The sequence below is a fragment of the Geobacter metallireducens GS-15 genome (genome assembly GCF_000012925.1).
Taxonomy (GTDB): domain Bacteria; phylum Desulfobacterota; class Desulfuromonadia; order Geobacterales; family Geobacteraceae; genus Geobacter; species Geobacter metallireducens.
This window is the reverse complement of record NC_007517.1, coordinates 831768-856712: the sequence shown is the minus strand read 5'-3', so window position 1 is coordinate 856712 and position 24945 is coordinate 831768. Positions and strand designations below refer to the sequence as shown.

Here is a 24945-nt window from a genome sequence, read left to right as displayed (position 1 = left end):
ATGGAACCAGCCCGCAATCCAGCCAAATCCATCAACATTCTCTTTGTGGAAGACGACCGGTATGCGAGAGAATTGATTCCGCTCATGATCTCCAACAAATTCCCGGGGGTTGCCATCATCCTTGCCGATAATGGCGAATCAGGGTTGGAACTCTGCCGGGCCAATGAATTCGACATCGTCATAACCGATATCAACATGCCCGACATGGACGGCATCCGGATGGCCGGGGAGATCAGAGGCCTGAAACCGGACGCCAAAATCATCGTCATGTCCGGTTATAGCGAAAAGTGCTACTTCGACCAGTTGCAGGATATCGGCATCACGGACTATATCCTGAAACCGGTAGACACCAAGCTTTTGTTCCTGGCTATCGGCAAATTCATTGACCAGGTCATGCTGAAACGTCACAGGCCTGCGGTGATCAACTAACCGGCACCATGCAGAAACCGGAGTTACCAAGCCCCCCTAGAGAAAAGAGGCACCGCAGATAACCACCGGTGCCTCTTTTCTCATTTTCGAGACCGCCCTTCGGCAAATCGCTCCCTTGCATTAACGCTCCCGTTTGTATAAAGTGACCCTGTTGCATTTTTGCCACACCAAGGATTCCCCATCAATGGTTGAAAACCATCACCAGCAGCCACCCATCATTTCCCCTCCGGAACAGGAGCGGAAGAAGCGGCGGCGGGAAGCGATTATCATCGCCATCTCCGTCCTGCTGATCCTCGTGCTGACCCGGGCCGAGATCCACCTCTCCCGCATCAGCTCCGAAGTCCCCATGGGGAGCAACATCCTCATCTTCGGCATCATCAACATCATCATTCTCCTCATCATTCTCCTCATCTACCTGGTTTTCCGCAATGTGGCCAAGCTCCTCATGGAGCGACGAAGCAAGGCCATTGGCGCCAATCTCCAGACCAAGCTCGTCATCGCCTTCATGGGACTGTCGCTGGTACCGACCATGCTCCTCTTCGTGGTGTCGGCCTCCTACGTCAACATGAGTATCCGCAACTGGTTCAACACCCAGGTCGAGAGCTCCCTGTCCGAGTCCCTGGAGGTGGCCCAGACCTACTACAAAAACTCGGCCGCCAACGCCCTCTATTACGGCCGGCAGATCAGTTCCATCATCCGGGACGAGCGGCTCCTGAACGAGGAAAACCTTCCCCGGCTCCGGGAGCTGGTCCGCCGGAAGCAGCAGGAGTACAACCTCGGCATCGTGGAGGTCTACTCCTCCCAGAACGAAGAGCTGGTCCGGTCGTCGAACCCCGGCGTCCCCCAGGGGGAATTCACGAACCCCTCCTCCGAGGACATCAAGATGGGGCTCAACGGCAAGGAACTGAGTCGCGTCAACACCGTGGGGAAAGCCGACCTGATCCGCGGCATCATGCCCATCTACTCCACCTACCGGGCCGACGAGGTGGTGGGGGTGGTGGTGGTGAACTACGTCGTCCCCTACTCCCTCGTGGAGAAGATGCGGGAGATCACCAGCTCCTACGAGGAGTTCCGCCAGCTCAAGATCCTCAAGAACCCCATCCGCTCGGGGTACATCCTGACCCTCTTCCTTGTCACCATGGTGATCGTCTTCCTGGCGGTCTGGTTCGGCATCTACCTGGCCAACAGCCTCACGACCCCCATCAAGGAGCTGGCCGAGGCGACCCGCCAGGTGGCCGAGGGAAACCTGGACGTGCAACTGGGGCAGCGCTCGAGCGACGAGTTCGGGATGCTCGTGGCCGCCTTCAACAAGATGACCCTGGACCTGCGGAGCCACCAGCAGGCCCTGCGCCAGACCAACATCGAGCTCGTCCGGAGCAACCAGGAGCTGGACGAGCGGCGCCGCAACATGGAGATCGTGCTGCGCAACGTGGCCGCCGGCGTCATCTCCGTGGACAGTCATGGTGTGATCACCACCATCAACAAATCGGCGGAGGAGCTCCTGCAGGTCGCCGCCCGCGACGTGGTGGGGAAGAACTTCCGGGAGGTTCTCAAGCACGAGCAGATCGACACCCTCAAGGGTATCCTGCGCGACATGGTGATGGCGAAGCAGGACACCATCAGCCGTCAGGTGACGGTCCCGATCCGCGACTCCAGGGCGACACTCCTCTTCAACCTGACCATGCTGCGGGACGAAAGCGGCGAGTTCCTGGGAACGGTGGTGGTCTTCGACGACCTGACCCAGCTCATCAAGGCCCAGCGGATGGCGGCCTGGCGGGAAGTGGCCCGGCGCATCGCCCACGAGATCAAGAACCCCCTGACGCCGATCCAGCTTTCCGCTCAGCGGCTGAGAAAGCGCTATCTCCCCCGCTTCGGCGACGAAGACACCGTCTTTGACGAATGCACCGCCATGATCGTCAAATCGGTGGATGAGCTGAAAAACCTCGTGAACGAATTCTCCAGCTTTGCCCGGATGCCGGCCGCCAACCCGGCCCCCAACGACCTGAACGGGATCATCCGCGAGGCCCTCACCCTCTTCAGCCAGGGGCACAGGGCCATCTCGTTCGGCTTCCGGGAAGACCGCCGGCTCCCCCATCTGCAGCTCGACCGGGATCAGATCAAGCGGGTCTTCATCAACCTCCTGGACAACGCCGTGGCGGCCGTGGCCGAAGAGGGGGAGATCGAAATCGAAAGCCGCTTCGATCCCGTCCTGAAGATGGCGGTGATCACCGTGGCCGACACGGGACACGGCATCGCCCCCGAGGACAAGCCCCGCCTCTTCGAGCCGTATTTCTCCACCAAGAAGTCCGGGACCGGCCTGGGGCTTGCCATCGTCAGCACCATCATCGCCGACCACAACGGCTTCATCCGCGTGCGGGACAATCTTCCCCACGGGACGAAATTCATCATCGAGCTGCCGGTAACGGCGTAATAATCCAAATAACACGGAGAAACGGAGGACACGGAGCAAATCAAAAACCGGCGTTCAGAATCATTTCTGGTAGCCTCTCTGTTTTTTTCTCTTGGTTTCTCCGTGCTCTCCGTCTCTCCGTGTTATTGAATCACTGCTTTCAATACAAGAGGATCCACCCATGAACGAAACAATACTCGTCGTCGATGACGAACAGAACATCCGCACGGCCCTGGCCGGCATCCTCGAAGACGAGGGATACCGCCCCGTCTTCGCCAAGGACGGCCTGGAAGCCCTCGACATGGCCAAGAAGGAGAACCCCGACCTGGTGCTCCTCGACATCTGGATGCCGCGGCTTGACGGCCTGGAGACCCTTCAGGCCCTCAAGGAGTTCCACCCCCTCCTGACCGTAGTGATGATGTCGGGCCACGGCACCATCGAAACGGCGGTGAAGTCCACGAAGCTCGGGGCCTATGACTTCATCGAGAAACCCCTCTCCCTGGAAAAGGTTCTCGTCACCGTAAAAAACGGCCTCGACGTGGGGCGCCTCAAGGCCGAGAACGACACCCTGCGCACCGTGGCTTTCAAGGGACACGACATGGTGGGGAACACCCCGGCCATTCTCCAGCTCCAGGAGCAGGTGAGGCGCGTGGCGGCCACCAACGCCTCGGTGCTCATCACCGGCGAGAACGGCACCGGCAAGGAGCTGGTGGCCCGGGCCATCCACCACTGGAGCCCCCGCAAGGAGAAGCCCTTTGTGGAGATCAACTGCGCCGCCCTCCCCGAGGAGCTCATCGAAAGCGAGCTTTTCGGCCACGAAAAAGGAGCCTTCACCGGCGCCGTGGCCCAGAAGAAGGGGAAATTCGACCTGGCCGACGGCGGCACCATCTTCCTGGACGAGATCGGCGACATGTCCCTGAAGACCCAGGCCAAGGTGCTCCGCATCCTCCAGGAGCGGAAATTCGAGCGGGTGGGAGGGACAAAGACCATCGAGGTGGATGTGCGGGTGGTGGCGGCCACCAACAAGGACCTCCCCGGCGAGATCCGCGGCGGCACCTTCCGCGAAGACCTCTTCTATCGCCTCAACGTGGTCCCCTTCACGGTGCCGCCGCTCAGGGAGCGGCGGGATGACATCCCGCTCCTGGTGGAGCATTTCCTCGCCATCTTCGCCCAGCGGGAGGGACAGGAGCGCAAGAAGATGCTCCCGGAGACGGTGGAACTCCTCAAGGGGTACGACTGGCCCGGCAACGTGCGGGAGCTGCGCAACATCATCGAGCGGCTCGTCATCATGACGCCGGGAAAGGTCATCACCCCCGACCAGGTCCCTGACACCATCGGCAGCGCAGCCGGCGAGGCGCACCGCCCCGGAGCTCCCCTTGAGCTCAACTCCCTCCGGGAAGCCCGGGAGGGGTTCGAGCGGGAATTCATCCTCCAGAAGCTGGAGGAGAACGGCTGGAACATCTCCCGCACCGCCGAGGCAATCGAGCTGGAACGGAGCAATCTCTACCGGAAGATGAAGAGCTACGGGATCGACGCCAGGAAATGAGCTTTGGGTATCCCACCAAGAGAAAAGGCCGTCCCCCACTAGGGAGACGGCCTTTTCTCTTGAAGAAGAGAGTTTATTTCTTACTTCTGCTGCAACACGCAGTCGATGATGGCGTTGATCCGCCGGTTCATGGCGCGTCCCTTCGGGTCGGAGTTGTAGCCGATGGGGCGGGTATAGCCGTACCCCTTGGCGGAGAGGCGGGATCTCTCGATGCCGAACTTGTCGGCCAGATAGGTCACGACACTCTCGGCGCGGCGCAGGGAGAGCTTCATGTTGTAGTCGTAGCTCCCCACGCGGTCGGTGTGCCCTTCGATAACTGCGGTTGTCGTGGGATTTTGCTTCATGAACTCGCCCACCTTGGCTATTTCGTCATGGTACTGGGGCTTGATGGTGTACTTGTCGGTGTCGAACTGGATATTGAGGCTCACACAGAGCCGGTCCGGAAGCTTGGCGATAACCTTGGGATCCTCCAGGGTGCAGTCGATGACCGCCTGGATCCTGCGGTTCTTCTGTTTTCCCGCCTCGGTGGCGTTGGAGGTAAGGGGCTGGGTCTTCCCATACCCCTTGGCGGAGAGGCGTGAGCGGTCAATCCCGAAATCATCCACGAGGGAATTCACAACGGCTTCGGCCCGCCGCTGGGAGAGCTTCATGTTGTAGTCGTCGCTCCCCACGTCGTCGGTATACCCTTCGATGACCGCCGTGGTGTTCGGATACTGCTTCATGTAGTCGGCGACACGCTTCACCTCGTCCTTGTACTGGGGCCGGATGTCGGCCTTGTCGATGTCGAACTCGATCTTGAGATCGGTGCAGTACTTCATGAGGCCAGGGCGCGGCTCGGCAGCCATGACTGCGGGAGGGGCCTCGGGTGCCGGGGTCGCTTCAGCAGGAGCAGCCGCGGGGGCTACGGGAGCGACAGCCTTCTTCTCGCCGCCAAACAGGAAACTGAGGCCGACGGTGTATTCCCAGTTGCTGAGCGTCCGGCTCAGGTCGAGGATGTAGCGGCCATCGGTCCGCACCGCAAGCGCCTCGTTGATGAAATACTTGAGGCCACCACCGGCCGTGACGATGCCGTCGGTACGGCTCTTCACCCCGGCGCCCTCACTGTCGATGGTGATTCCGCCGCCGCCAACGGCCAGAAACGGCACCAGATCCTTTTCCGGCATGAAGTGATAGAGCCCCTCAAGACGGTAGGTGATGGCATCAACATCGGACTCGCGCTTTGTCTGCTCGGTGGGGGTATAGCCGAAGACCCCTTCAAGCCCACAGTTTTTCGTAAAATTGTACCCACCACGGATACCGAAGGTGGGGCCCGTCTTGATGTGCTGCTCGCCATCGAAGGTGTATCCTCCCACGTAGGGAGTGATGGCAAATGAACCCGGCTTCACCTCCGCCATCGCCGTCGTGGCAAAGGCAAGGGCGAAAAGTGCGCATCCTGCAGCCAATAGTCTCTTCATCGCGGAACCTCCTTGTTCTGTGTAAGGCAGCCTCAAGTCAATCTCGGAAAAACTATAGACCGGCATTACCGCTTGTCAACGGATGCAAATGCGCGAAGCTCGTCATGAAAACGGTTGACAGGTCGCACCACGGCCGGGTTATATAGATGCACGCTCAAACCATGCGAAAACGCGAGGTGCCCGATGACCCTTCTCGACACGATCCTCGACGCCAACAGGGAGTTCGTCCGCCCCGGGGTATTCCCTCCCCTTCCCAAGAACCCGAGGAAGCAGTTCGCCATCTTCACCTGCATGGATACCCGGCTCGTGGACTTTCTGGAACCGGCCATGGGAATCAAGCGCGGTGATGCTAAGGTCATCAAGAACGCCGGCAACACCATCGTCGACCCCATGAGCGGCGGCGTGGTGAGGAGCCTCGTGGCGGCCATTTTCATGCTCGGCGTGGAGGAAATCTTCGTAATCGGGCACCAGGACTGCGGCATGGCCAGCGTCGATGCCAAGGCCCTGAAAGAGCGGATGATTGCGCGGGGCGTGGATCCTGCGATCATCGAAGCCCAGGTGCCAGACCTGGCCCAGTGGATGGGGGCCTTCTCCTGCCCCGAGGAGAACGTCGGGCGGGTGGTTTCCGTTCTCCGCCAGAACCCTCTCATCCCCCGGGACGTGCCGATCCACGGCCTCATCTTCTGCCCCAACGACGGTCACCTGGACGTGGTAGTGAGGGGCTACTGAGCCCCGTGAGGAGCGACATGACCCACGACTCCCTCTTCAGCACCGCCGAACTGGAAACGGTTCCCCTTTTCCGCTTCGTCCCCCTGGAGTGCATCGAGGGAATCTTGGCCCACTGCACGGCCCAGGAACTCCCCCGGGGCGAGCGGTTCGAACCTGACGGCCCCCTCGACCGCAGTCTCTCGGTGCTCCTGTCGGGGCGCCTTGCCCTCCACTATGACGTTCGGGAGACCAATGATCCCCTCTTTCTGGAACCGGGGGATATCATCGGCGAGACGTTCTCCGCGGGAGAACCGGGCGTCCCGTGCCTGCTGGTGGCTGCCGAGCCCTGCCGCGTCCTCGTCATGGAGGAGGACCTCATCTGGTCCCTGGCCCAGGCATCCCACGCCGCCGCCTGCAACCTCCTCGGCATCCTCCTGCGGCGGCGCCACGACCCGAGCCGCGAGAGCTTTGCCGGAACGGCGCGCGAATACGCCCTCCACGACCAGAGCATCGTCGACCCCCTTACCGGTTTCCAGACCCGCCGCTGGTTGGAAGGGGTCCTGGAGCGCCAGGCAGGCCGCGCCGCCTCCAGCGGTAAACCCCTCTCCCTCATGATGATCGACATCGACCACTTCCGCGCCTTCAACGAAGAGCACGGCCGCATCGGCGGAGACCGGGCGCTCCATGCCGTGTCCAAGGCCCTGCGCAACTACCTCCGTCCCACCGAGGTGGTGGCCCGCTACGGGGGGGACACCTTCGCCATCCTCCTCCCCGAAACCGGAGTCGCCACGGCCCGGATGATCGCCGAACGCCTTCGCCAGCGGCTGACCAACACCGTCATCGACATCCATGACGGCCGCATGCTTCCCCCCCTCACCATATCGGTGGGGGTTGCCGAAGCCGCCGTCGGCTCGGACAGCCTCACCCTGCTCAGGGGCGCCCTTGAGGCCCTCGACGCCGCCAAGGCCTCGGGGGGGAACGCCGTTTCCGGCTGATTCGGCGACCGTCACCGTCACCTATGCTCTTCAGGCTCTTCCTCATCTTCAGCGTTGTCCCGGTCATCGAACTCTATCTCCTCATCAGGGTCGGGAGACTCATCGGCGCCCTCCCCACCGTGGCCCTCCTTCTCCTCATCAGCTTTGCCGGGGCGTGGCTCGTCCGGCACCAGGGATTCGCCATCCTCCGCACCATCCAGAGCGAGCTGGCCGCAGGGCGGCTTCCGGCCGCCAGCATCCTGGACGGCGCCGTCGTCCTTGTGGGAGGCATCCTGCTCCTCACCCCCGGCTTCTTCTCCGACTTTCTCGGCCTCTTTTTCCTCATCCCCGCCACCCGCACAATAATCAAGCAGTTCTTGGGGCTCTGGCTCCAGAAGAAACTCGCCAGCGGCCAGGTCATCATCCGCCGCCACTGACCCTCCCCGCCGACCTCCCTTCCGTTGCATCAGCCCCGTAATGCGGTACCCTTGATGATGCCGAACATACTTGCATCAAGGAGGACTCACCCATGAAGGTACTCATTCCGTTCTATTCCATGTACGGCCACATTTACCGGATGGCCGAGGCCGTGGCCGAAGGGGTCCGGGAGGTCTCGGGCGCCGAGGCGGTGCTCCGCCGTGTCCCGGAAACCCTGCCAACCGACGTATTGCAGAAAATGGGGGCCGTCGAGCCCCAGAAGGCCTTTGCCCACATCCCCGTCTGCACCGTGGACGAGTTGGCCGCCGCCGACGCCATCATCTTCGGCACCCCGACCCGCTTCGGCAACATGTGCGGCCAGATGCGCCAGTTCCTGGACGCCACCGGCGGCCTCTGGGTGAAGGGAGGCCTCGTGGGGAAGGCGGGAGGGGTCTTCACCAGCTCCGCCACCCAGCACGGCGGCCAGGAGTCCACCATCCTCACCTTCCACACCTTCCTCCTCCACCAGGGGATGGTGCTCGTGGGGCTCCCCTACGCCTTTGCCGGCCAGATGCGGATCGACGAGATCACCGGTGGTTCCCCCTACGGCGCCTCCACCATTGCCGGAGGCCAGGGAGAGCGTCTCCCCAGCGAGAACGAACTGGCCGGCGCCCGCTACCAAGGGAAGTACATTGCGGAAATCGCGGCGAAGCTAAAAGGATAAACCCCTCACCCGGCCTACGGCCACCCTCTCCCCGAGGGAGGGGTTTGGTGTCTCCCCTCGCCCTCGGTGAGAGGGGCTGGGGGCGAGGGGCAACAGGGAGGTTCCCCCATGACCTGGATCCGCTGGTTCTCCGCAATCACCATCGACGACGTCCCCCTCGTGGGAGGTAAAAACGCCTCCCTCGGGGAGATGTACCGGGAACTCCGCCCCCTGGGGGTGAAGATACCCAACGGCTTCGCCATAACCGCGGAGGCCTACTGGTACCTGGTCCGCTCTGCCGGGGTGCTGGACGAGATGCGGCGGACCCTGGCGAAACTCCACAAGGAGGACGTGGACGACCTGGCCTTGCGAGGCCACCGGGTGCGGGAGCTTATCTGCGGCGCGCCGCTCCCGGCGGACCTGGCGGCGGAAATCACGGCCGCCTACCGCCGGCTCTGCATTGAGTACGGCGAGAACTGCGATGTGGCGGTCCGCAGCTCCGCCACCGCCGAGGACCTCCCCACCGCCTCCTTCGCCGGTCAGCAGGAAACCTACCTGAATATCCGGGGCGAGGTGCAGCTCCTGGACGCCTGCCGCCGCTGCTTTGCATCGCTCTTCACCGACCGGGCCATCTCCTACCGCATCGACCAGGGGTTCGACCACTTCAAGGTGGGGCTCTCCATCGGGGTCATGAAGATGGTCCGGTCGGACCGGGCCTCCAGCGGCGTCATCTTCACCCTCGACACCGAGACCGGCTTCCGGGACACGGTGCTGGTCACCGGCGCCTGGGGCCTGGGGGAGAACGTGGTCCAGGGGGCCGTGAACCCCGACGAGTTCACCGTCTTCAAGCCGCCCCTCCGCCAGGGATTCCGCCCCATCGTCCGGCGCAAGCTCGGTGAGAAGAAGATCAAGATGATCTACGGCACTGGCACCTCCAAACACCTGACGAAGAACGTGGAGGTGCCCAGGGAGGAGCGGCGCCACTACTGCCTGGCCGACGCAGAGGTGCTGGAGCTGGCCCGCCAGGCCCTTCTCATCGAAGAGCACTACTCGAAGCGGGCCGGCCACGACGTCCCCATGGACATCGAATGGGCCAAGGACGGGGTTTCGGGGGAGCTCTTCATCGTCCAGGCCCGCCCCGAGACGGTGGAATCCCAGAAGCGGCTCGACTTTCTCGAAACATATGTTCTGGAGCGCAAGGGGGAAGTCCTTGTCACCGGCACCAGCGTCGGCGGGAAGATCGCCGTCGGCCCGGCCCGGGTCATCACCGATGTCCACAAATTGAACGAATTCAGCCCCGGCGAGGTCCTGGTGGCCGACACCACCACTCCTGACTGGGAGCCGGTCATGAAGACCGCCGCCGCCATCGTCACCAACAAGGGGGGGCGTACCTGCCATGCGGCCATCGTGAGCCGCGAGCTGGGGATTCCGTCGGTGGTGGGGACCGGCGACGGCACCGGGCGGATCGCCCCGGGCCGGGAGATCACCGTCTCCTGCGCCGAAGGGGACGTGGGGCGTATTTACGACGGCGCGCTCCCTTTCCGGATTGAGCGGGTGGACCTCTCGGGGATGCGCCGCCCCCGGACCAGGATCATGATGAACCTGGGGAACCCGGAGGAGGCCTTCTCCCTCTGCCGGATCCCCAACGACGGCGTGGGGCTCGCCCGGATGGAGTTCATCATCACCAACCACATCAAGGTCCACCCCATGGCCCTCGTTCACCCGGAGCGGGTAGAGGACGAGGCGTCCCGCCGCGAGATCGGGCGCCTCACCGCCGGCTACCCCGATCCGCCCGCCTACTTCGTGGAGAAGCTGGCCGAGGGGATCGGCACCATCGCCGCTGCCTTCCACCCGAAGCCGGTCATTGTCCGGATGAGCGATTTCAAGTCCAACGAGTACGCCTCGCTCTTGGGGGGGCGGGCCTTCGAGCCCGCTGAGGAGAACCCCATGATCGGCTTCCGGGGGGCTTCGCGCTACTACGACGAGCGGTACCGGGAGGGGTTCGCCCTGGAGTGCCGGGCGCTGAAACGGGTGCGGGACGAAATGGGGCTTGTGAACGTGATCCCCATGATCCCCTTCTGCCGGCGGATCGTGGAGGCGGAGAAGGTCCTGGCGGAGATGGCGGCAAACGGCCTCGTGCGGGGAGAGAACGGCCTCGGTGTCTACGTCATGTGCGAGATACCGAACAACGTCATCATGATCGACGAATTCTCGCAGCTCTTCGACGGCTTCTCCATCGGCTCCAACGACCTGACCCAGCTCACCCTCGGCATCGACCGGGACTCGGCCCTGGTGGCCCACGTCTTCGACGAGCGGGACCCGGGGGTCATGCGCCTCATCGCCAGCGTGGTGGAAGGGGCGCGGCGCAATCACCGCCACAGCGGCATCTGCGGCCAGGCCCCCAGCGACTACCCGGAGTTCGCCGCCTTCCTGGTTCGGGAGGGGATCGACTCCATCTCGTTAAATCCGGACTCGATCCTGAAGATCACCTTGCGGGTGCTGGAGATGGAAAAGGAGATAGAGAAACCATGAACCGCGACTGGACCCTCATCGAGACCCTCCTCCCCCAGGACACCAATTCTGCGGGAAACATCTTCGGCGGGGTGCTCATGAGCCTCATGGACAAGGCGGCGGCCATCACCGCCTGGCGCTACGCCCGGTGCGACATGGTCACCGCCGGGGCCGAGGAGATCGCCTTCATCCGGCCGGTGCATGTGGGGGAGGTGGTCAAGGTGGAGGCCCGGGTGGTCTGTACCGGCCGAACGTCCATCGACATGGCGGTAATGGTTGAGGCGGAGGATGTCTTCACGGGGCAGAGTTACGAGGCGGCCCGGGGATACTTCACCATGGTGGCCCTGGACAAGGGAGGGAAGCCGACGGAGGTCCCGCCGTGGGAACCCCGCACCGAGGAGGAGCGGCGCCGCTGCGAAGCGTCCGGGGAGCGCCGGGCCAGGCGCCGGGAGAGGAAGTGACCAACGCGGCAATTATCGCAGCCCAAGAGGGCTTCTCCGGAGGCCCTCTTGCTTTTATGGGACAAACACCGATTAATCCCTTCCTGATTAACCTACGAAAAATGCGGCAACTCCCCTCCAGTTCTGGGATAATGCCATAGCGGCCGGCAAGGACGTCACCAGGCTCAAGTGCGGCAGTGGCGGCATGGGCGGTGGCGGTATGGGTGGCGCCATGGGATGTCCCGGCAGCGGAACGGACCCCGACCGGTGGACTACCACTGGCGTGCGGCCATGGATAGCGGCATGTGCGGCGGCATGGGAGGCGGTGGCGGCATGGGCGGAAACTGCGAAGCCATGGCCACCATGTTCCCGCCGCCGGAAGTGGACCAGAACCGCACCGCCATGGGATTTTTCCCTCGGCCCCAGGTGGACAACATCGTCCTCTTCCTGAAGACGCTCTCGGACGGCTACTTCACGAGATAGCGGCATTCCGGATGCTATCAAAAAAAGGGCGACCTGGAGGGGTCGCCCTTTTTGCTGTTTCCAGCACCGGCATGCTGTTACCGCCGCCCTCCGCCAAAGAGGGATCCCAGCCCCCCCCGGATAATCTGGCGTCCCACCTGACTGCCGATGGCGTGGGCCGCGCTCTTGGCAAAGGCCCCGAGCACCGTCCCCACCTGGCTTGCCACTTCGCTCTTCCCCTCCTCTGGCGCCGGCGCTGCCGCCTCGGTCTTGGCCTTGAGCGTCTCGTAGGCCGATTCCCGGTCCACCGCTTTCTCGTAGAAACCGGCCAGGGGCGAGCGGGCGATGACCGCGGTCCGCTCGGCACCCGCGAGGGGGGCGAAGCGGCTCTGGGGTGGGCAGACCAGGGCCCGCTCCACCACGGTGGGGGCCCCCTTCCCGTCCAGGACCGATACAAGAGCTTCCCCCACCTCCAGCTGGGTGATGACCGTCTCCACGGAGAAAGCGGGGTTGGCCCGGAAGGTTTCCGCAGCAGCCCTGACCCCCTTCTGGTCCTTGGGGGTGAAGGCCCGCAGGGCGTGCTGGACTCGATTCCCCAGCTGCCCCAGCACCGTATCGGGGAGGTCGACGGGGTTCTGGGTCACGAAGTAGATCCCCACCCCCTTGGAGCGGATGAGCCGCACCACCTGCTCAATCTTCTCCACCAGGGCCTTGGGGGCGTCGTCAAAGAGGAGGTGCGCCTCGTCGAAGAAAAAGACCAGGTTCGGCTTCTCCGGGTCCCCGGCCTCGGGGAGCTGCTCGAAGAGCTCCGACAGCATCCAGAGGAGGAAGGTGGCATAGAGCTTGGGCGACTGCATCAGCTTGTCGGCGGCGAGGATGTTGATCACCCCCCGGCCGTCGGAGTCGGTCTGCATGAAGTCCTGGAGGTTCAGGGCCGGCTCCCCGAAGAACTGCTCCGCCCCCTGCTCGCCCAAGGCCAGGAGGTTCCGCTGGATGGCGCCGATGCTGGCGGCGGAGATGTTGCCGTAGGCGGTCTGGAACTCGGCGGCGTTGTCCCCCACGTAGCGGACCATGGCCTGGAGGTCCTTGAAGTCGAGGAGCAGCAGGCCGTTGTCGTCGGCCACCTTGAAGATGACGTTGAGGACCCCGCTCTGGACGTCGTTCAGGTTCAGGAGCCGCGACAGGAGAAGCGGCCCCATCTCAGAGACCGTGGTCCGGACCGGGTGCCCCTGCTCCCCGAAGACGTCCCAGAAGACCACGGGGAAACCGCTGCAGGCGAATCCCTCAAGCCCCATCTTCGCCACCCGTTCGGCCACCTTGGGGTTCTCGTCCCCCGGCAGGGCCAGCCCCGACAGGTCCCCCTTCACATCGGCCATGAAGACCGGCACGCCGATGGCGCTGAACCGCTCGGCCAGCACCCGCAGCGTCACCGTCTTGCCGGTGCCGGTGGCGCCGGCCACGAGCCCGTGGCGGTTGGCCATCCGCGGCAGGAGGCAGACTTCCTTCTCTCCCTTGGCTATCAGCAGTGCGTCCAGTGCAGTACCCATATATCTTCCTCCCTTTCCTTCATGGCATCCTCTTGAAGTGTTGCCGCTGAACTACCGCCAACCATTTCTCCAACCGGAACGCACCCTCACCCCAGCACCCACCCATAGAGTTCCCGGTACGCCTCCGCCTCCCGCCCGGCCGAAAACCGCTCCTCCACGAACCGGCGCCCCTGCTCGCCGAGCCGCCGGCGCAGCCCGTCGTCCTGCAGCAGGTCCCGGGCCTTTTGGAGCAACTCCCCCTCGTCCCGGTAAAGGAGCCCTGTCTTCCCCTCCTTCACGATGGAGCGGTTCCCCTCGATGTCCGCCGCCAGGACCGGCCGGCCGAAGGCCATGGCCTCCAGCACGCTGTTGGCCATCCCCCCCTCGAAGATGGAGGTATTGAGGACCACGTCGGCACGCCGGTAGATGGCACCAATGGCGTCATGCCCCACCTCCCCCAGGTAGCGGGCGAAGGGATGGCGCACCATCTCCGCCAGAACCGTTGCCCCATACGTTTCGTCGAGGACCGGGCCGGCCGCCACAAGCCGGACGCGGGAATCCTCCCCGTGGAGTTCCGCCATGGTAGCCAGCGGGAAGCCGACGTTTTTCACCGGCCGAAGCCCGGCCGGCAGAAAAAAGACGATTTCTCCGGCGTCGAAGCGCTCCTCTCCCCAGCAAAAAATCTCGCCGGGAAGCTCAACCCCCTGGGGAATGATCCGGGTCTTTGCCGCCAGACTCGGGTGGTGATCGACCACGCGGTGCTTGACGCTGGGGTCAAAGGCAACGATGGCAGTCGCATCACGCAGGACAGCAAGGGATTCTTCCCGCCGATCGTCAGCAAGGGCTTCGTAGACATCGGAACCGGTCAGGGTGACGATGTAGGGGATACCGACGACGCGGGCGATCTCCCGGGCCACCCGCCCCCCGAGATAGGCGTGGAAACCGTGGATCGCGTCCGGCTTCATCTGCCTGATCTCCTCAAGGATTTGGGCCGCGGTCAGACAGTCGAGGGAGTAGACGGCCGCCTCGCACCCGGCAGTGGCAAGATGCGCTGCAATGCGCCTGACGGTAACGGCGTTCCCCCGCACCGGCGGGGCATAGTAGGGAGTGATGAGGGCAATTTTCATGTATGCGGGAGGCTCCTCTCGGAGCGAGGATAGTAGCCTGACTGCGCCTTCCGATGCAAGGACAAAGCCCTTGCAGGGCTGCTCCGGCTCATGGTATTTTTCGTAGATATTTTACAGGGAATTCACCACATGAAAATAACCATTCTCGGCAGCGGCACCTCAACCGGCGTCCCCATGGTCGGCTGCCACTGTCCCGTCTGCTCGTCAAGCGACCCGAAGGACAAGCGAACCCGGTCCTCTATCATGATCGAGACGGCGGGGAAGTACATCCTCGTGGACACCTCGCCGGACCTCCGGCGCCAGGCCCTGCGTCAGCGGATTCCCTACATCGACGCGGTACTCCTCACCCATCCCCACGCCGACCACATAAACGGCATTGACGACCTGCGCGGTTTTCACTTCATCCACCGCCGGGTGATCCCCTGCCACGGCAGCCGGACAACCATGGAGGCGGTGCAAAGGAACTTCTCCTACATCTTCCGGGGGCTGGAGGTGGTCGGCTACTCTCCCCTCATGGAAGCCCACATTGTGAACGAACCGTTCGCCCTTTTCGGGCAGAGCATCGTCCCGATCCATCTCTACCACGGCGCCATGCCCGCCACCGGCTACCGGATCGACGGCGCCGCCTACCTCACCGACTGCAGCCGCATCCCCGACTCGTCGCTATCGCTCCTGACCGGCCTGGACATCCTCATCATGGACGCCCTCCGCTACACTCCCCACGAGAACCACTTCAACATCGAGGGGGCGCTCAGGATCGTGGAGCAACTGAAGCCAAAGCGGGCCATCCTTACCCACCTGACCCACGAGGTGGCCCATGGGGATGAGTCGCGGCTCCCCGAAGGTGTTGAGTTTGCATACGACGGCATGGAGATTGCTTTGTAGACGGAGCTGACCAAACAAGCGGCATAAGGTTCCCATGAACAAAGACATCCGCCTCCACGGACATATCGACGATCGAATCGAGTATTACGCCATCGTGGCTGGCGAGGATGCCCACCGGCGCTACTTCTTCAACGCCGCCGAGAGCAACGGGGCGCAGCTTCGCTTCTTCTCCCCCGGCAACGAGTTCGTCATCGGCCGCGGCGGCATACGACACGCAGGCAATGGCGGCTCATTCTGCGAGTACATGTTCGGCGTGGACCAGCCCATGGCTGACCTGGCCAAGGGGGATGTCATCAACCGGCTCGTGGTCTACGGCGCCCGCTCCGGCGACGAGGGAGGGACGCTCCACTTCAGCGAACAGACCAGTGGGGAGTTGGGCTTCGACAAAATTTTCTTCGACGGCAACGCGGTGGCGAACTACTTCTTTTTCCTCGCCTCGGAACGCCTCGGCGCGAGCCTCCGCCAACAGCAGACAGCCATCGTCCGCGCCGTCGGCAAGGCCCTCAAGCGCTCTCCGACCGTGGGCGCCCATGACGAGAACACCCTCATCGACGAGGTGCTCGGGCTCCTGAACGACCCCGGCGCCCTCTTCTTTCTCTTCAAGCTGGTGAACATCCATCACCGGGAATATTACGACACCTTCCGCAGCCTCTACTTTGCCAGCAAGAAAATCTCCGACGAGGATTTCGCCGGGCTTTCGGACATTGCCGAGCGTCACAACATCGACCGCTACCAGCAGGAGCGGATCCGGATCGATGTCATGTACAAACATCCGGCCAATCGGCGGATCGTTGACGAATACAAGAACATCCTCATTGGCTGCCACCTCAAGGGGGAGATCAGCGCCCTGGAAAACGCCCGGCTCACCCGCCTTAAGACCCTGTCGGTGCGAAACAAGATTCCTGGTGCCCTCTTCTACGCCCTCGACGACATGCTGAAAAAAGACAAGAAGATCGGGGGGACCGAGGAGCACGAATCCATCGCCGAGACCCGCCAGATCCTCGAAGGGCTCTTCCTGCGGGAACGGGAGATCGAGAGCGCCATCGACCGGGAGGACATGGTGAGGCTTCTTTTCGCCAAAAAGCGCGCCTCCGAGGTCAGGGACCACACCTTCGAGGAGATTCTTCTGGACGCCAGCAAGGGGTGCGACGAGAGGATCCGCGACGGGGCGGACATGGCGCTCCTGGAGGGATTCTCCCACATCATCACCTATTTCGACCGGTTCGACGCCACGTCCCAGGCGGTGAACCAACTCGCGTTCATGGAAACCGTGCGCATCTCCGAGGAGATGATCCGGAGCCTCCTGGGAAACCGGAGCGCCTTCGAGGAGTTGCGGCCGGGGCTCTTCACCGAGATCTTCATTGACGGGATCCTGGAGAACAAGTATCTGGGCCGCTACGGACGGAGGAAGGTTACGGCGCTCGTGGCGGGGCTGCGGCTTATCGAGGAGAACCGACTCACCGTGGCGACGCTGCTGGACGAATTGCTGGCCATCGACCGCGAGGAGCGGCTCGCCATCGCCCTCCTGAACCATGTGCGGGACCGGATCAGGAACTTCTACTCCAACTACGCCACCCGGGACGACCAGGCGACCATGAAACGCGAGGTGACCGAGGATCTGCGGAAACGGAAAATCATAACCGGCTCCATCCCCTCACGGCTTTTTGACGAGACCATCGTTACCATCAAGAAGGAGGCGGTCTACCTCCATAACCTCCTCCCCCAGATCATCGGCGAGAAGGACAGCGCCCTGCGGGAGGATTTCCTGGAGAACTCGGGCCTGGACCGCTTCTACGTGGAGGAACTGGAGCGGGAATACTTCGAGCTGAACCGGCTCGACCTCGAACAACTCTACCAGATACGCAAAGGGCTCAGTTAAGGCCGGGACCAAGGACCGGGGACCAGTAAAACCCACTTCCCAAAGCCGCGTTAGCCATGCTGCCACACCAGCCGCACCCATGTGAACATGCGCTTCCCGGTCCCCGGTCCCAGATCACCGGTCCCCGATTTCCTTGACTTCCCTCCCCCCCTTCTCCTACACTGCTTCTGAGTACATTTCCTACACTCAGAGGCATCCATGACCAATCTCAGCACCCAGCTCAATGCACTCCGCGACCGCATCGCCGACTATGGCAAGGAAAACCTGGAGGAGATGCTCCATGCCGTTGCCGAGGGAATCCGCCTCGTCTCGGGCCAGGACCGTATCCGCATCTACCTGGAGGACCTGACCCGCGGAGTCCTCTCCTGCGTCTACGCCTCGGGCCCTCTGGCAGACGAGATCCGTGCGGTAAGCTTCCCCATCATTTCCCGGGAGGCCACGGTCTCCAGCGTGTTCGTCAGCCAGTACCCGGCTGAGTTCCGGCATGACCCGGCCGGCCCGAGCACCTTCGACAACGGCTTTGCCGAGCGGTTCGCCGTCGGCATCTCCTCGCTCCTGCCGGTGGTGAGCCAGGGGAAGTCCATCGGCGTGGCCTGCATCGACCGCTTCCAGCCGGCGGATCTCCTCAGGGGGAAGGATAAGGCCCTCCTGGGCGAGTTCATCACCTCCGTGGCCGACCGGATCGACTCCGCCCGCATCTACCACCAGCAGCTCCTGCTGGCCCGGCGGGTTGACGAGTACAAAAAACGGGAGGCCGCCTCCTTCATGGTCCAGTCGGCGGTGCGCCTCATCGACAAGCTGGTGCTCGCCTCGGTGCTCGTGCCGGTCATGGGCGACGACGGCACGGCGCGACTCGCCATCCTTGCCAGCCATTCGGAAGACCCCCGGTTCAAGTCCCGTTACGACGAACAGGGAGAGATCGCGCTGCAGCGGGGCACCTCCCTCATCTCCCGCTTCATCGACGACAACGCCGTCATTACTGACGAACGGCTCCTGCGCCCCCTCTTCATCCCCGACCTCACCCAGCACTCCCTCCAGAAGAAGGCCCTCACCGAAGAGATGGCGCTCCGTTCCCTCTACGTGGTCCCCCGCTACGAGCCGTCCAGCCGCAAGGTCATCTGCCTCGTGAACTACTTCACCGTTGAGCTCTACCGTTTCTCCGACTTCGAGATGGGGCTTCTCCAAACCCACGCCGAGATGGCCGAGCGGGCCGTGAACGAGATCGGCGGCGAGCACCTGGAGATCCGGGTCCTGGCCGAAATCACCGAACTCCTCCAGGAACGGACCGAAGAGCTGCAGCCCTTCCTCACCAAGGTCCTCTCCAAGGCGACAGAGCTCATCGGCGCCGACACCGGGAGCATCGCCATCGTGGAGGAGCGGGAAGGGGGTAAGTGGCTCCTGGTGGAGGACGAGGAAGGGACCATCGTCGGCGCCAAGAACAAGGCGTGGATGAAGAAGCACATCCCCCCCTTCCGGATCGGCGGGGGGGAGCTCCCCCCGGAGGAACGGAGCCTCACGGGGTACGTGGCCTGGTCGAAGCAGCCCAGGATCATCGCCCACGTGGCCGACGAACAGCAGGGCGAGGGGTTCCACCGCTCCATGCACGAGCAGATCCAGAGCGAGATCGCCGTCCCCATCGTCTGCGACGACGAGGTGATCGCCGTGGTCTGCCTCAACTCCCTGAAGCCGGCCTGGTTCACCGAGGAGCACAAGCGGATCCTCCAGATCATCGACCGGCTCACGGCCCGGCACATCTCGGACCTGACGCGGATCGAGCGGCTCCAGAACGAGGTGACGCGACTTAAAAGCGACGTGGCCTACAAAGACCCCCAGATCTCCTCCTACCGCCTCGGCAACATCATCGGCAACAGCCGCAAGGCCCAGGAGATCGTCGACTTCATCGAGACCGTGTCGGTTCCCCTCTTCAACCGGATCACCCTCTGGTCCAAGAACGTGCTCCAGGAAGCCACCATCGGCCTCCCCTCCATCCTGGTCCTGGGGCAGACCGGCGCCGGCAAGGAATTCTTTTTCAACAACCTCTACAACAAGCTGAACGAGATGTACCGGGAGAAACTGAACCCCAGCGGCCAGCTCCCGGTGAAAAAGACCAACATCGCCGCCTACAGCGGGGACCTCACCTACTCGGAGCTCTTCGGCCACAAGAAGGGGGCCTTCACCGGCGCCTACAGCGACCGGAAGGGGATTCTGGAAGAAGCGGCGGGGGGAATCGTCTTCCTGGATGAGATCGGCGACGCCGACCCCAAGACCCAGGTGCAGCTCCTGCGCTTTCTCGACAACGGCGGCTTCGTGCGCCTGGGGGACAACCAGGACCGGTTCAGCCGGGTGCTGCTGGTGGCCGCCACCAACAAGGACCTGACCGAGGAGATCCGGCGGGGAAACTTCCGGGAAGACCTCTACCACCGCCTCTCGGAGCTGTCGATGCGGGTGCCGTCCCTGAATGACCGGCGTGAGGATATCCCCGACCTGGCCACCCACTTCCTCGGCAAGCTCTACCGCACCTATCGCGGCGACGAGCCCAAGGAGGACACCCCCACCCTCACCCGCGACGCCAAGCAGCTCCTGATGAACCACCACTACCACGGCAACATCCGGGAGCTACGGAGCATCCTGCTGCGGGCGCTCTTCTTCCGGAAAGGGAAAGTCCTTACCGCCGACGACATCCGCCGTGCCCTAGCCGCCGGCATGCGGGAACTCCCCCCTGCCAACGCCGCCCAGGAGCTCAACGAACGGCTGTCAGTTGACATCATGCAGCAGATCGCCAACGGCGCGACCTTCTGGGAAGCGGTCTACGAGCCCTACTCCGCCAACGCCATCTCCCGGGATGTGGTGCGGCTCGTTATCGAGCGGGCAAAGGATGCGGCGGGCAAGGCCATGCCCCAGGTGGCCCGTTATCTGAAAGCGGTGAACGGCGACGACGAGGAAAACGACGATGAGCGGAAAAAATTCTTTAAATTCAAGAACTTTTTATACAAGACCGTGAAGCTGTAGGCAAAAAGACGAAAAGGCTGCAGGGGAGTAACCCAGCAGCCTTTTCTCGAGACGGTGTCGACCCGGCACTAGCCGGATGTTTACGGTAGGCCGAAACCTACCTCAGGTGCTACAGCACTGGTTTTCGGACCGCTGTTTCGACCTGCGCCTCCTTTCGAACATCGAATGCCTGCTCTGGTTATCTCTTCGGCCGTCGCGAAAAAAACTTGAGGGGAAAAAAGGATTCAGCGCCGGCGCCGAAGGTGGGTCGCAAACTCCTCCCGCGTCAGCTCTTTCTTCCTTACCAGATGCTCGACCTGACGGCTCAGCGCCGCCCTCTCCCCCTCCTTCATGGCATCCTTGACCAGCACGAAGAAGGGAACGTTGCGCACCTGGGGAAAGAGGCGGAAACGCTCCATGAGCTCGAACGCCGACATGTCGGGAAGCATTACGCAGCAGAAGACCATGAAGGGGCGGCCGATGGTGGCAAGGGCAACCGCCTCTTTGCCGGTGTATGCGTTAACCACATCGAAGCCGAGGGACGTTAGCGCCTTGGCCAGATGCTCCTCACCCCGCTTCGACACCACCATCACCTGCAGGTCCCAGGTCTCGGCATCCTCCGTGAGCCCCAACACCGCCAATTTCGTCAAGAGGTAGTCGGGATCGACAGGAAGGGTGAAAAATCCGACAGCGGGGAAAATCCCTCCCACCTTCCCCTCCTGGCTGAGATAGACCGGCAGTATCGGCACGTCACGGGTGGCCGCGTTATTCTTGATGTCGAGCAGAATCCCCCACCCGTCCCTGGAAAAGGGCGAGAGGTCGAGAACCACCCCGAGGGGCCTGCCGTCGGCAAAATCATCCATCCCGTGGCAGGTCACCCGGTATCCTGCATAGGTCAGATAATCGCGCACCTTCGCCGAACGCTCCTCATCACATCCCAACCCCATCAGCCAGATTTCGGGCTGCCGTTGCGTATCACTCATGGAATCCCCCGGACTGCGCACGTGAACTGTTAATGAGTAAAATAACAAATTTTCATGCATCTGCAAGGGGACAGGGCCAGAATCTCCCAAATATTGAAAACCAGAGCCCCTTGTGTTAGCGTTTCAGGGAGACGACGACAGACACACCAGGGAGGACATGACAATGCCGAACACAGTCTATTTCGCCGACATGCGGGCCGGCCACAAGGAAAACCTCTTCGACAAGATCGGCAAGCTCATGATCCTGGCCGGGGTCAGGGAGCGGGTTTCCACCGGGGATCTTGTGGCAGTCAAGGTCCACTTTGGCGAGCGGGGGAACCACACCTTCATTCGCCCGATCTTCATCAGGCGGATGGTGGAGGAAATCAAGGGATGCGGCGGCAAACCATTTCTCACTGATTCGTCCACCCTCTATCCCGGCGAGCGGAAGGAGGCCGTCTCGGCCCTCACCTGCGCCGTCGAGAACGGCTTCGCCTACGCGGTGGCCGGCGCCCCCCTCATCATGTGTGACGGTCTCCGGGGAAACTCGGCGACCGTCGTGGAGGTGAACGGCGAAATCCTCAAGAAGGTTCCCATCGCCTCCGCCATCGCCGAGGCCGACGCCATGGTGGCGGTCTCCCACTTCAAGTGCCACGAGCTGACCGGTTTCGGCGGCGCCCTCAAAAACCTCGGCATGGGATGCTCCACCCGCGAGGGGAAGATGACCCAGCACTCCACCGTGGCCCCGAAGATCGCCGAGACGTACTGCACCGGCTGCGGCCTCTGCCTCAAGGCCTGTGCCCATGACGCCATCGCCATCATCGAGGGGAAGGCAAAGCTCGATCCCGCCCACTGCGCCGGCTGCAGCCGCTGCATCACCGTCTGCCCCACCAAGGCGGTCCAGATCCAGTGGAACGAGGCCGCCGATCTCGTCATGAAGAAGATGGCCGAATTCGCCAAGGGGGCGGTCGTGGGAAAAGAGACGAAGACCCTCTTCATCAACTTCATCACCCAGGTCTCCCCCGCCTGCGACTGCTACGGCCACGCCGACGCCCCCATCGTGAACGACATCGGTATCTGCGCCTCCACCGACCCGGTGGCCCTGGACCAGGCCTGCGCCGACCTCGTCAACGACGCCCAGGGTAACCAGAACACGGCCCTGGAAAGCGGCCATGAACCGGGGGGGGACAAGTTCCGGGGCGTGCACCCGGACATCGACTGGGAAGTGCAACTGGTGCATGCCGAGAAGATCGGCTTGGGGACAAGGGAGTATGAGTTGGTGAAGGTGTAAGAAGATCGCGAACTACCGAGCCAACCATCACACAAAGCACATATTCAATAATTTAGAGCAGTTGCGGACAGAGGTTACCATTCAAAGTGGGGCGTCGGCGCTGCGGGTGTGGTGCTGGCGCCACGACCAGTGTTGCATTAATGCAACAGCAAGGATGTAGCTACAGCCTGCCGGAGCGGATGATGGCGAAGACCCACCAGAGGCCGATGAAGCCGGCGATGGTGTATCCCATGAAGGCGAAGATGGGAAATTCGAAGATCTTCGGCCCCTTGTCGGTCTGCATGATGATGGATGAACCGACGATAAGGGCGGCGATGATGAGGCTGGAGGAGAGGCGGTTGATGGACTTGTCGAAGTCCCTGAGGGCCCGGTCGAGCCCCCGGTGCTCCAGATCGATCTTGAATTTGTTGCGATTGATCCGGTTGAGGAACTCCTTCAAATCCTTGGGAAGATTGCGGAACAGGGTCACGTAGGAGGTGATGTGCGAGCCCATTTCGCGCACGAGGTGTTCCGGCGAGAACCGGTCCCGCAGGGCCTTTTTCATGAAGGGACGCAGGTGCTCCACCATGTCGAAGTCGGGGTCCAGCTCCCGCCCCATCCCCTCGATGGCCACCAGGGCCTTGGCCAGGAGCATCAGGTCGGGCTGGAACCGGATGTGGTAGGTGGTGATCACCTCCAGGAATTCAAGGAGCATCCGCCCCACCTCGATCTGCTGGAGCGGCACCTCGTAGTAGCTGTCGATGAGCCCCGACAGGTCCCGCCGCAGGGCCCGGGTGTCGAGGGTGTCGGTAATGTCCCCGGAGTAGAGCAGCAGCGAGATCACCTCGTCCACATCACGCTGCACGATGGCCAGGAGGATGTCGGTCAGGTACCCCTTGAGCTGGGTGTCGAGGCGCCCCACCATGCCGTAGTCCAGGAGGCAGATGACGTTGTTGGGGAGGATCAGGACGTTGCCCGGATGGGGGTCGCCGTGGAAGAAGCCGTGGATGAGGACCATCTTGAGGAAGGCATCGGCCCCCCGCCGGGCGAGGAGCTTGCGGTCGAGCCCCGCCGCATCCAGGGCCGCCGTGTCCGAGACCTTGATCCCGTCCACGTGCTCCATGGTCAGGACCCCGCCGGCGGTCTGGCCCCAGTAGACCGTGGGGAAATGGAGGGTGGGGTCGCCGGCGAAGTTCTCGGCGAACTTCTCGATGGTATGGGCCTCCCGGGAGAAATCCATCTCTCGCCGGATGGTGCGGGCAAACTCCTTCACGAGCCCCACGGGATCGTAGAGGTCGCTGCCGGGGAGGTGCCGCTCGGCCAGCATCGCGAGCCCCATCATGGCGTCCACATCGGTCTCCACGAGCCCCACGACGCCGGGACGGCGGACCTTGATGACCACATCCTCGCCGGAGACGAGCCGGGCCCGGTGGACCTGGGCAATGGAGGCGGCGGCCAGGGGCTCGGAGTCGATAAAGGAATAGCACTCGGACGGCTCCCGTCCCAGGTGCTTGCGGATCTGGTCCTCCACCGCCTCGAAGGGGAACGACGGCACCTGATCCTGGAGCTTGGCGAATTCCAGGATGAAGCTGCGGGGAATGACGTCGGGTCGGGTGGAGAGGATCTGCCCCAGCTTCACAAAGGTGGGTCCCAACTCCTCCAGAGAGAGGCGCATCCGCTCGGCAGGCGAGAGGAGAGCAAGCTCCGACGCCGGCCTGCGGAAGAGCTTGCGCCCCCGGGCCACGAACTGGGAGAGCCCCATGAGCTCCAGCGCATGGTCGAAGCCGAACTTGAAGAGGACGCGGACAATCTGCCGGTAGCGCCGCAGGCTCCGAATATTGCGGTTGAGCTGGATGAACGTCAGCATTCAGTGCCGGGTTCGGTGCAGGTGGAGAGCTTCGCCTCCAGGACATCCACCCGCTTCACGAGACGGTCGTACTCTTCGCGTGGGACGAGGCCGAGCCGCTCGATAGCCCTCTTGACCTCCTGGTCCGCCATCTCGGCGACCCGCTCACGGGCATCCTTGGCCATGTTCTGGAGTTTCTCCACGAGCGCCTTCCCCTCGTCTTCCCCCACCTTGTACTTCTCCTTCAGGTCGGACACCAACTCCTCGGCCTTCTTCTGGGAGAGGGACACAACCCCCAGGCCGGTCAGAACCGCTTTTTCGATAAGCTCGATCATGGTCGAATCCTCCTCAATGGTCTGTCATCACACGGTTAAAACGTAGCAGGAATGGCGAAAAAGACAAGCATCT

20 protein-coding genes are annotated in these 24945 nt (G+C 62.9%); 14 read left to right on the top strand and 6 right to left on the bottom strand.

Annotated elements, in window-relative coordinates; translation table 11 throughout:
* From GMET_RS03895 to GMET_RS03885, 3 genes are all read left to right on the top strand, one after another.
* A complete protein-coding gene (locus tag GMET_RS03895; protein ID WP_004513523.1) occupies positions 1 to 429 on the top strand; it encodes a response regulator in 429 nt (142 codons plus the stop codon).
* A gap of 184 nt (positions 430 to 613) precedes the next feature.
* Positions 614 to 2860 (top strand): sensor histidine kinase, encoded by a 2247-nt coding sequence (locus tag GMET_RS03890; RefSeq protein WP_004513522.1) that lies wholly within the window; start codon positions 614 to 616, stop codon positions 2858 to 2860.
* Positions 2861 to 3020: 160 nt separating this feature from the next.
* On the top strand, positions 3021 to 4385 hold the full coding sequence (locus tag GMET_RS03885; protein ID WP_004513521.1) for a sigma-54-dependent transcriptional regulator: 1365 nt from the start codon (positions 3021 to 3023) through the stop codon (positions 4383 to 4385).
* Positions 4386 to 4465: 80 nt separating this feature from the next.
* Here the strand turns inward: GMET_RS03885 and GMET_RS03880 are convergent, their stop codons facing one another.
* Positions 4466 to 5839, bottom strand: a complete 1374-nt coding sequence (locus tag GMET_RS03880; RefSeq protein ID WP_004513520.1) for an OmpA family protein — start codon at positions 5837 to 5839, stop codon at positions 4466 to 4468.
* A 183-nt stretch (positions 5840 to 6022) separates the two neighbouring features.
* Here GMET_RS03880 and GMET_RS03875 point away from each other — a divergent pair, with 183 nt between their 5' ends.
* From GMET_RS03875 to GMET_RS03845, 7 genes are all read left to right on the top strand, one after another.
* Positions 6023 to 6568 (top strand): beta-class carbonic anhydrase, encoded by a 546-nt coding sequence (locus GMET_RS03875; protein WP_004513519.1) that lies wholly within the window; start codon positions 6023 to 6025, stop codon positions 6566 to 6568.
* Positions 6569 to 6585: 17 nt separating this feature from the next.
* Positions 6586 to 7542 (top strand): diguanylate cyclase, encoded by a 957-nt coding sequence (locus GMET_RS03870; RefSeq protein ID WP_004513518.1) that lies wholly within the window; start codon positions 6586 to 6588, stop codon positions 7540 to 7542.
* 23 nt (positions 7543 to 7565) lie between these two features.
* Complete coding sequence (locus GMET_RS03865; RefSeq protein ID WP_004513517.1) at positions 7566 to 7958, top strand: FxsA family protein; 393 nt, start codon at positions 7566 to 7568, stop codon at positions 7956 to 7958.
* 92 nt (positions 7959 to 8050) lie between these two features.
* Positions 8051 to 8662 carry an NAD(P)H:quinone oxidoreductase gene (gene wrbA / locus GMET_RS03860; protein ID WP_004513516.1) on the top strand — a complete coding sequence of 204 codons (612 nt, stop codon included), beginning with the start codon at positions 8051 to 8053 and terminating at the stop codon, positions 8660 to 8662.
* Positions 8663 to 8770: 108 nt separating this feature from the next.
* Positions 8771 to 11173, top strand: a complete 2403-nt coding sequence (gene ppsA / locus GMET_RS03855) for a phosphoenolpyruvate synthase (protein ID WP_004513515.1) — start codon at positions 8771 to 8773, stop codon at positions 11171 to 11173.
* Positions 11170 to 11613: an acyl-CoA thioesterase gene (locus tag GMET_RS03850; RefSeq protein ID WP_004513514.1), complete on the top strand. Its 444-nt coding sequence runs from the start codon at positions 11170 to 11172 to the stop codon at positions 11611 to 11613. Before ppsA ends, GMET_RS03850 begins: the two co-directional genes overlap by 4 nt.
* Before the next feature lie 246 nt (positions 11614 to 11859).
* Entirely contained in the window at positions 11860 to 12075 is a 216-nt protein-coding gene (locus tag GMET_RS03845) for a hypothetical protein (RefSeq protein WP_004513513.1), read from the top strand.
* Positions 12076 to 12152: 77 nt separating this feature from the next.
* Here GMET_RS03845 and GMET_RS03840 read toward each other — a convergent pair whose 3' ends face one another.
* Together GMET_RS03840 and GMET_RS03835 are read right to left on the bottom strand one after the other, a co-directional pair.
* Positions 12153 to 13601 (bottom strand): helicase HerA-like domain-containing protein, encoded by a 1449-nt coding sequence (locus tag GMET_RS03840; protein ID WP_004513512.1) that lies wholly within the window; start codon positions 13599 to 13601, stop codon positions 12153 to 12155.
* A gap of 86 nt (positions 13602 to 13687) precedes the next feature.
* Positions 13688 to 14707 carry a GPMC system family 4 glycosyltransferase gene (locus tag GMET_RS03835; RefSeq protein ID WP_011365721.1) on the bottom strand — a complete coding sequence of 340 codons (1020 nt, stop codon included), beginning with the start codon at positions 14705 to 14707 and terminating at the stop codon, positions 13688 to 13690.
* A gap of 129 nt (positions 14708 to 14836) precedes the next feature.
* Between GMET_RS03835 and GMET_RS03830 the strand changes: the two genes are divergently transcribed.
* From GMET_RS03830 to GMET_RS03820, 3 genes are all read left to right on the top strand, one after another.
* Positions 14837 to 15592, top strand: a complete 756-nt coding sequence (locus GMET_RS03830; RefSeq protein WP_004513510.1) for a GPMC system MBL fold metallohydrolase — start codon at positions 14837 to 14839, stop codon at positions 15590 to 15592.
* Between the two features lie 34 nt (positions 15593 to 15626).
* Positions 15627 to 17471 (top strand): TIGR04442 family protein, encoded by a 1845-nt coding sequence (locus tag GMET_RS03825; protein WP_004513509.1) that lies wholly within the window; start codon positions 15627 to 15629, stop codon positions 17469 to 17471.
* 198 nt (positions 17472 to 17669) lie between these two features.
* Positions 17670 to 20480: a GPMC system transcriptional regulator gene (locus tag GMET_RS03820; RefSeq protein WP_004513508.1), complete on the top strand. Its 2811-nt coding sequence runs from the start codon at positions 17670 to 17672 to the stop codon at positions 20478 to 20480.
* 224 nt (positions 20481 to 20704) lie between these two features.
* Here GMET_RS03820 and GMET_RS03815 read toward each other — a convergent pair whose 3' ends face one another.
* Positions 20705 to 21442 (bottom strand): response regulator, encoded by a 738-nt coding sequence (locus GMET_RS03815; RefSeq protein WP_004513507.1) that lies wholly within the window; start codon positions 21440 to 21442, stop codon positions 20705 to 20707.
* A 163-nt stretch (positions 21443 to 21605) separates the two neighbouring features.
* Between GMET_RS03815 and GMET_RS03810 the strand changes: the two genes are divergently transcribed.
* Positions 21606 to 22712 carry a DUF362 domain-containing protein gene (locus GMET_RS03810; RefSeq protein WP_004513506.1) on the top strand — a complete coding sequence of 369 codons (1107 nt, stop codon included), beginning with the start codon at positions 21606 to 21608 and terminating at the stop codon, positions 22710 to 22712.
* 160 nt (positions 22713 to 22872) lie between these two features.
* On the opposite strand, the gene GMET_RS03805 is transcribed toward GMET_RS03810, so the two are convergent.
* Positions 22873 to 24558 (bottom strand): ABC1 kinase family protein, encoded by a 1686-nt coding sequence (locus GMET_RS03805; RefSeq protein WP_004513505.1) that lies wholly within the window; start codon positions 24556 to 24558, stop codon positions 22873 to 22875.
* Entirely contained in the window at positions 24552 to 24872 is a 321-nt protein-coding gene (locus GMET_RS03800; protein WP_004513504.1) for a phasin family protein, read from the bottom strand. Before GMET_RS03800 ends, GMET_RS03805 begins: the two co-directional genes overlap by 7 nt.
* Positions 24873 to 24945: the final 73 nt, after the last annotated feature.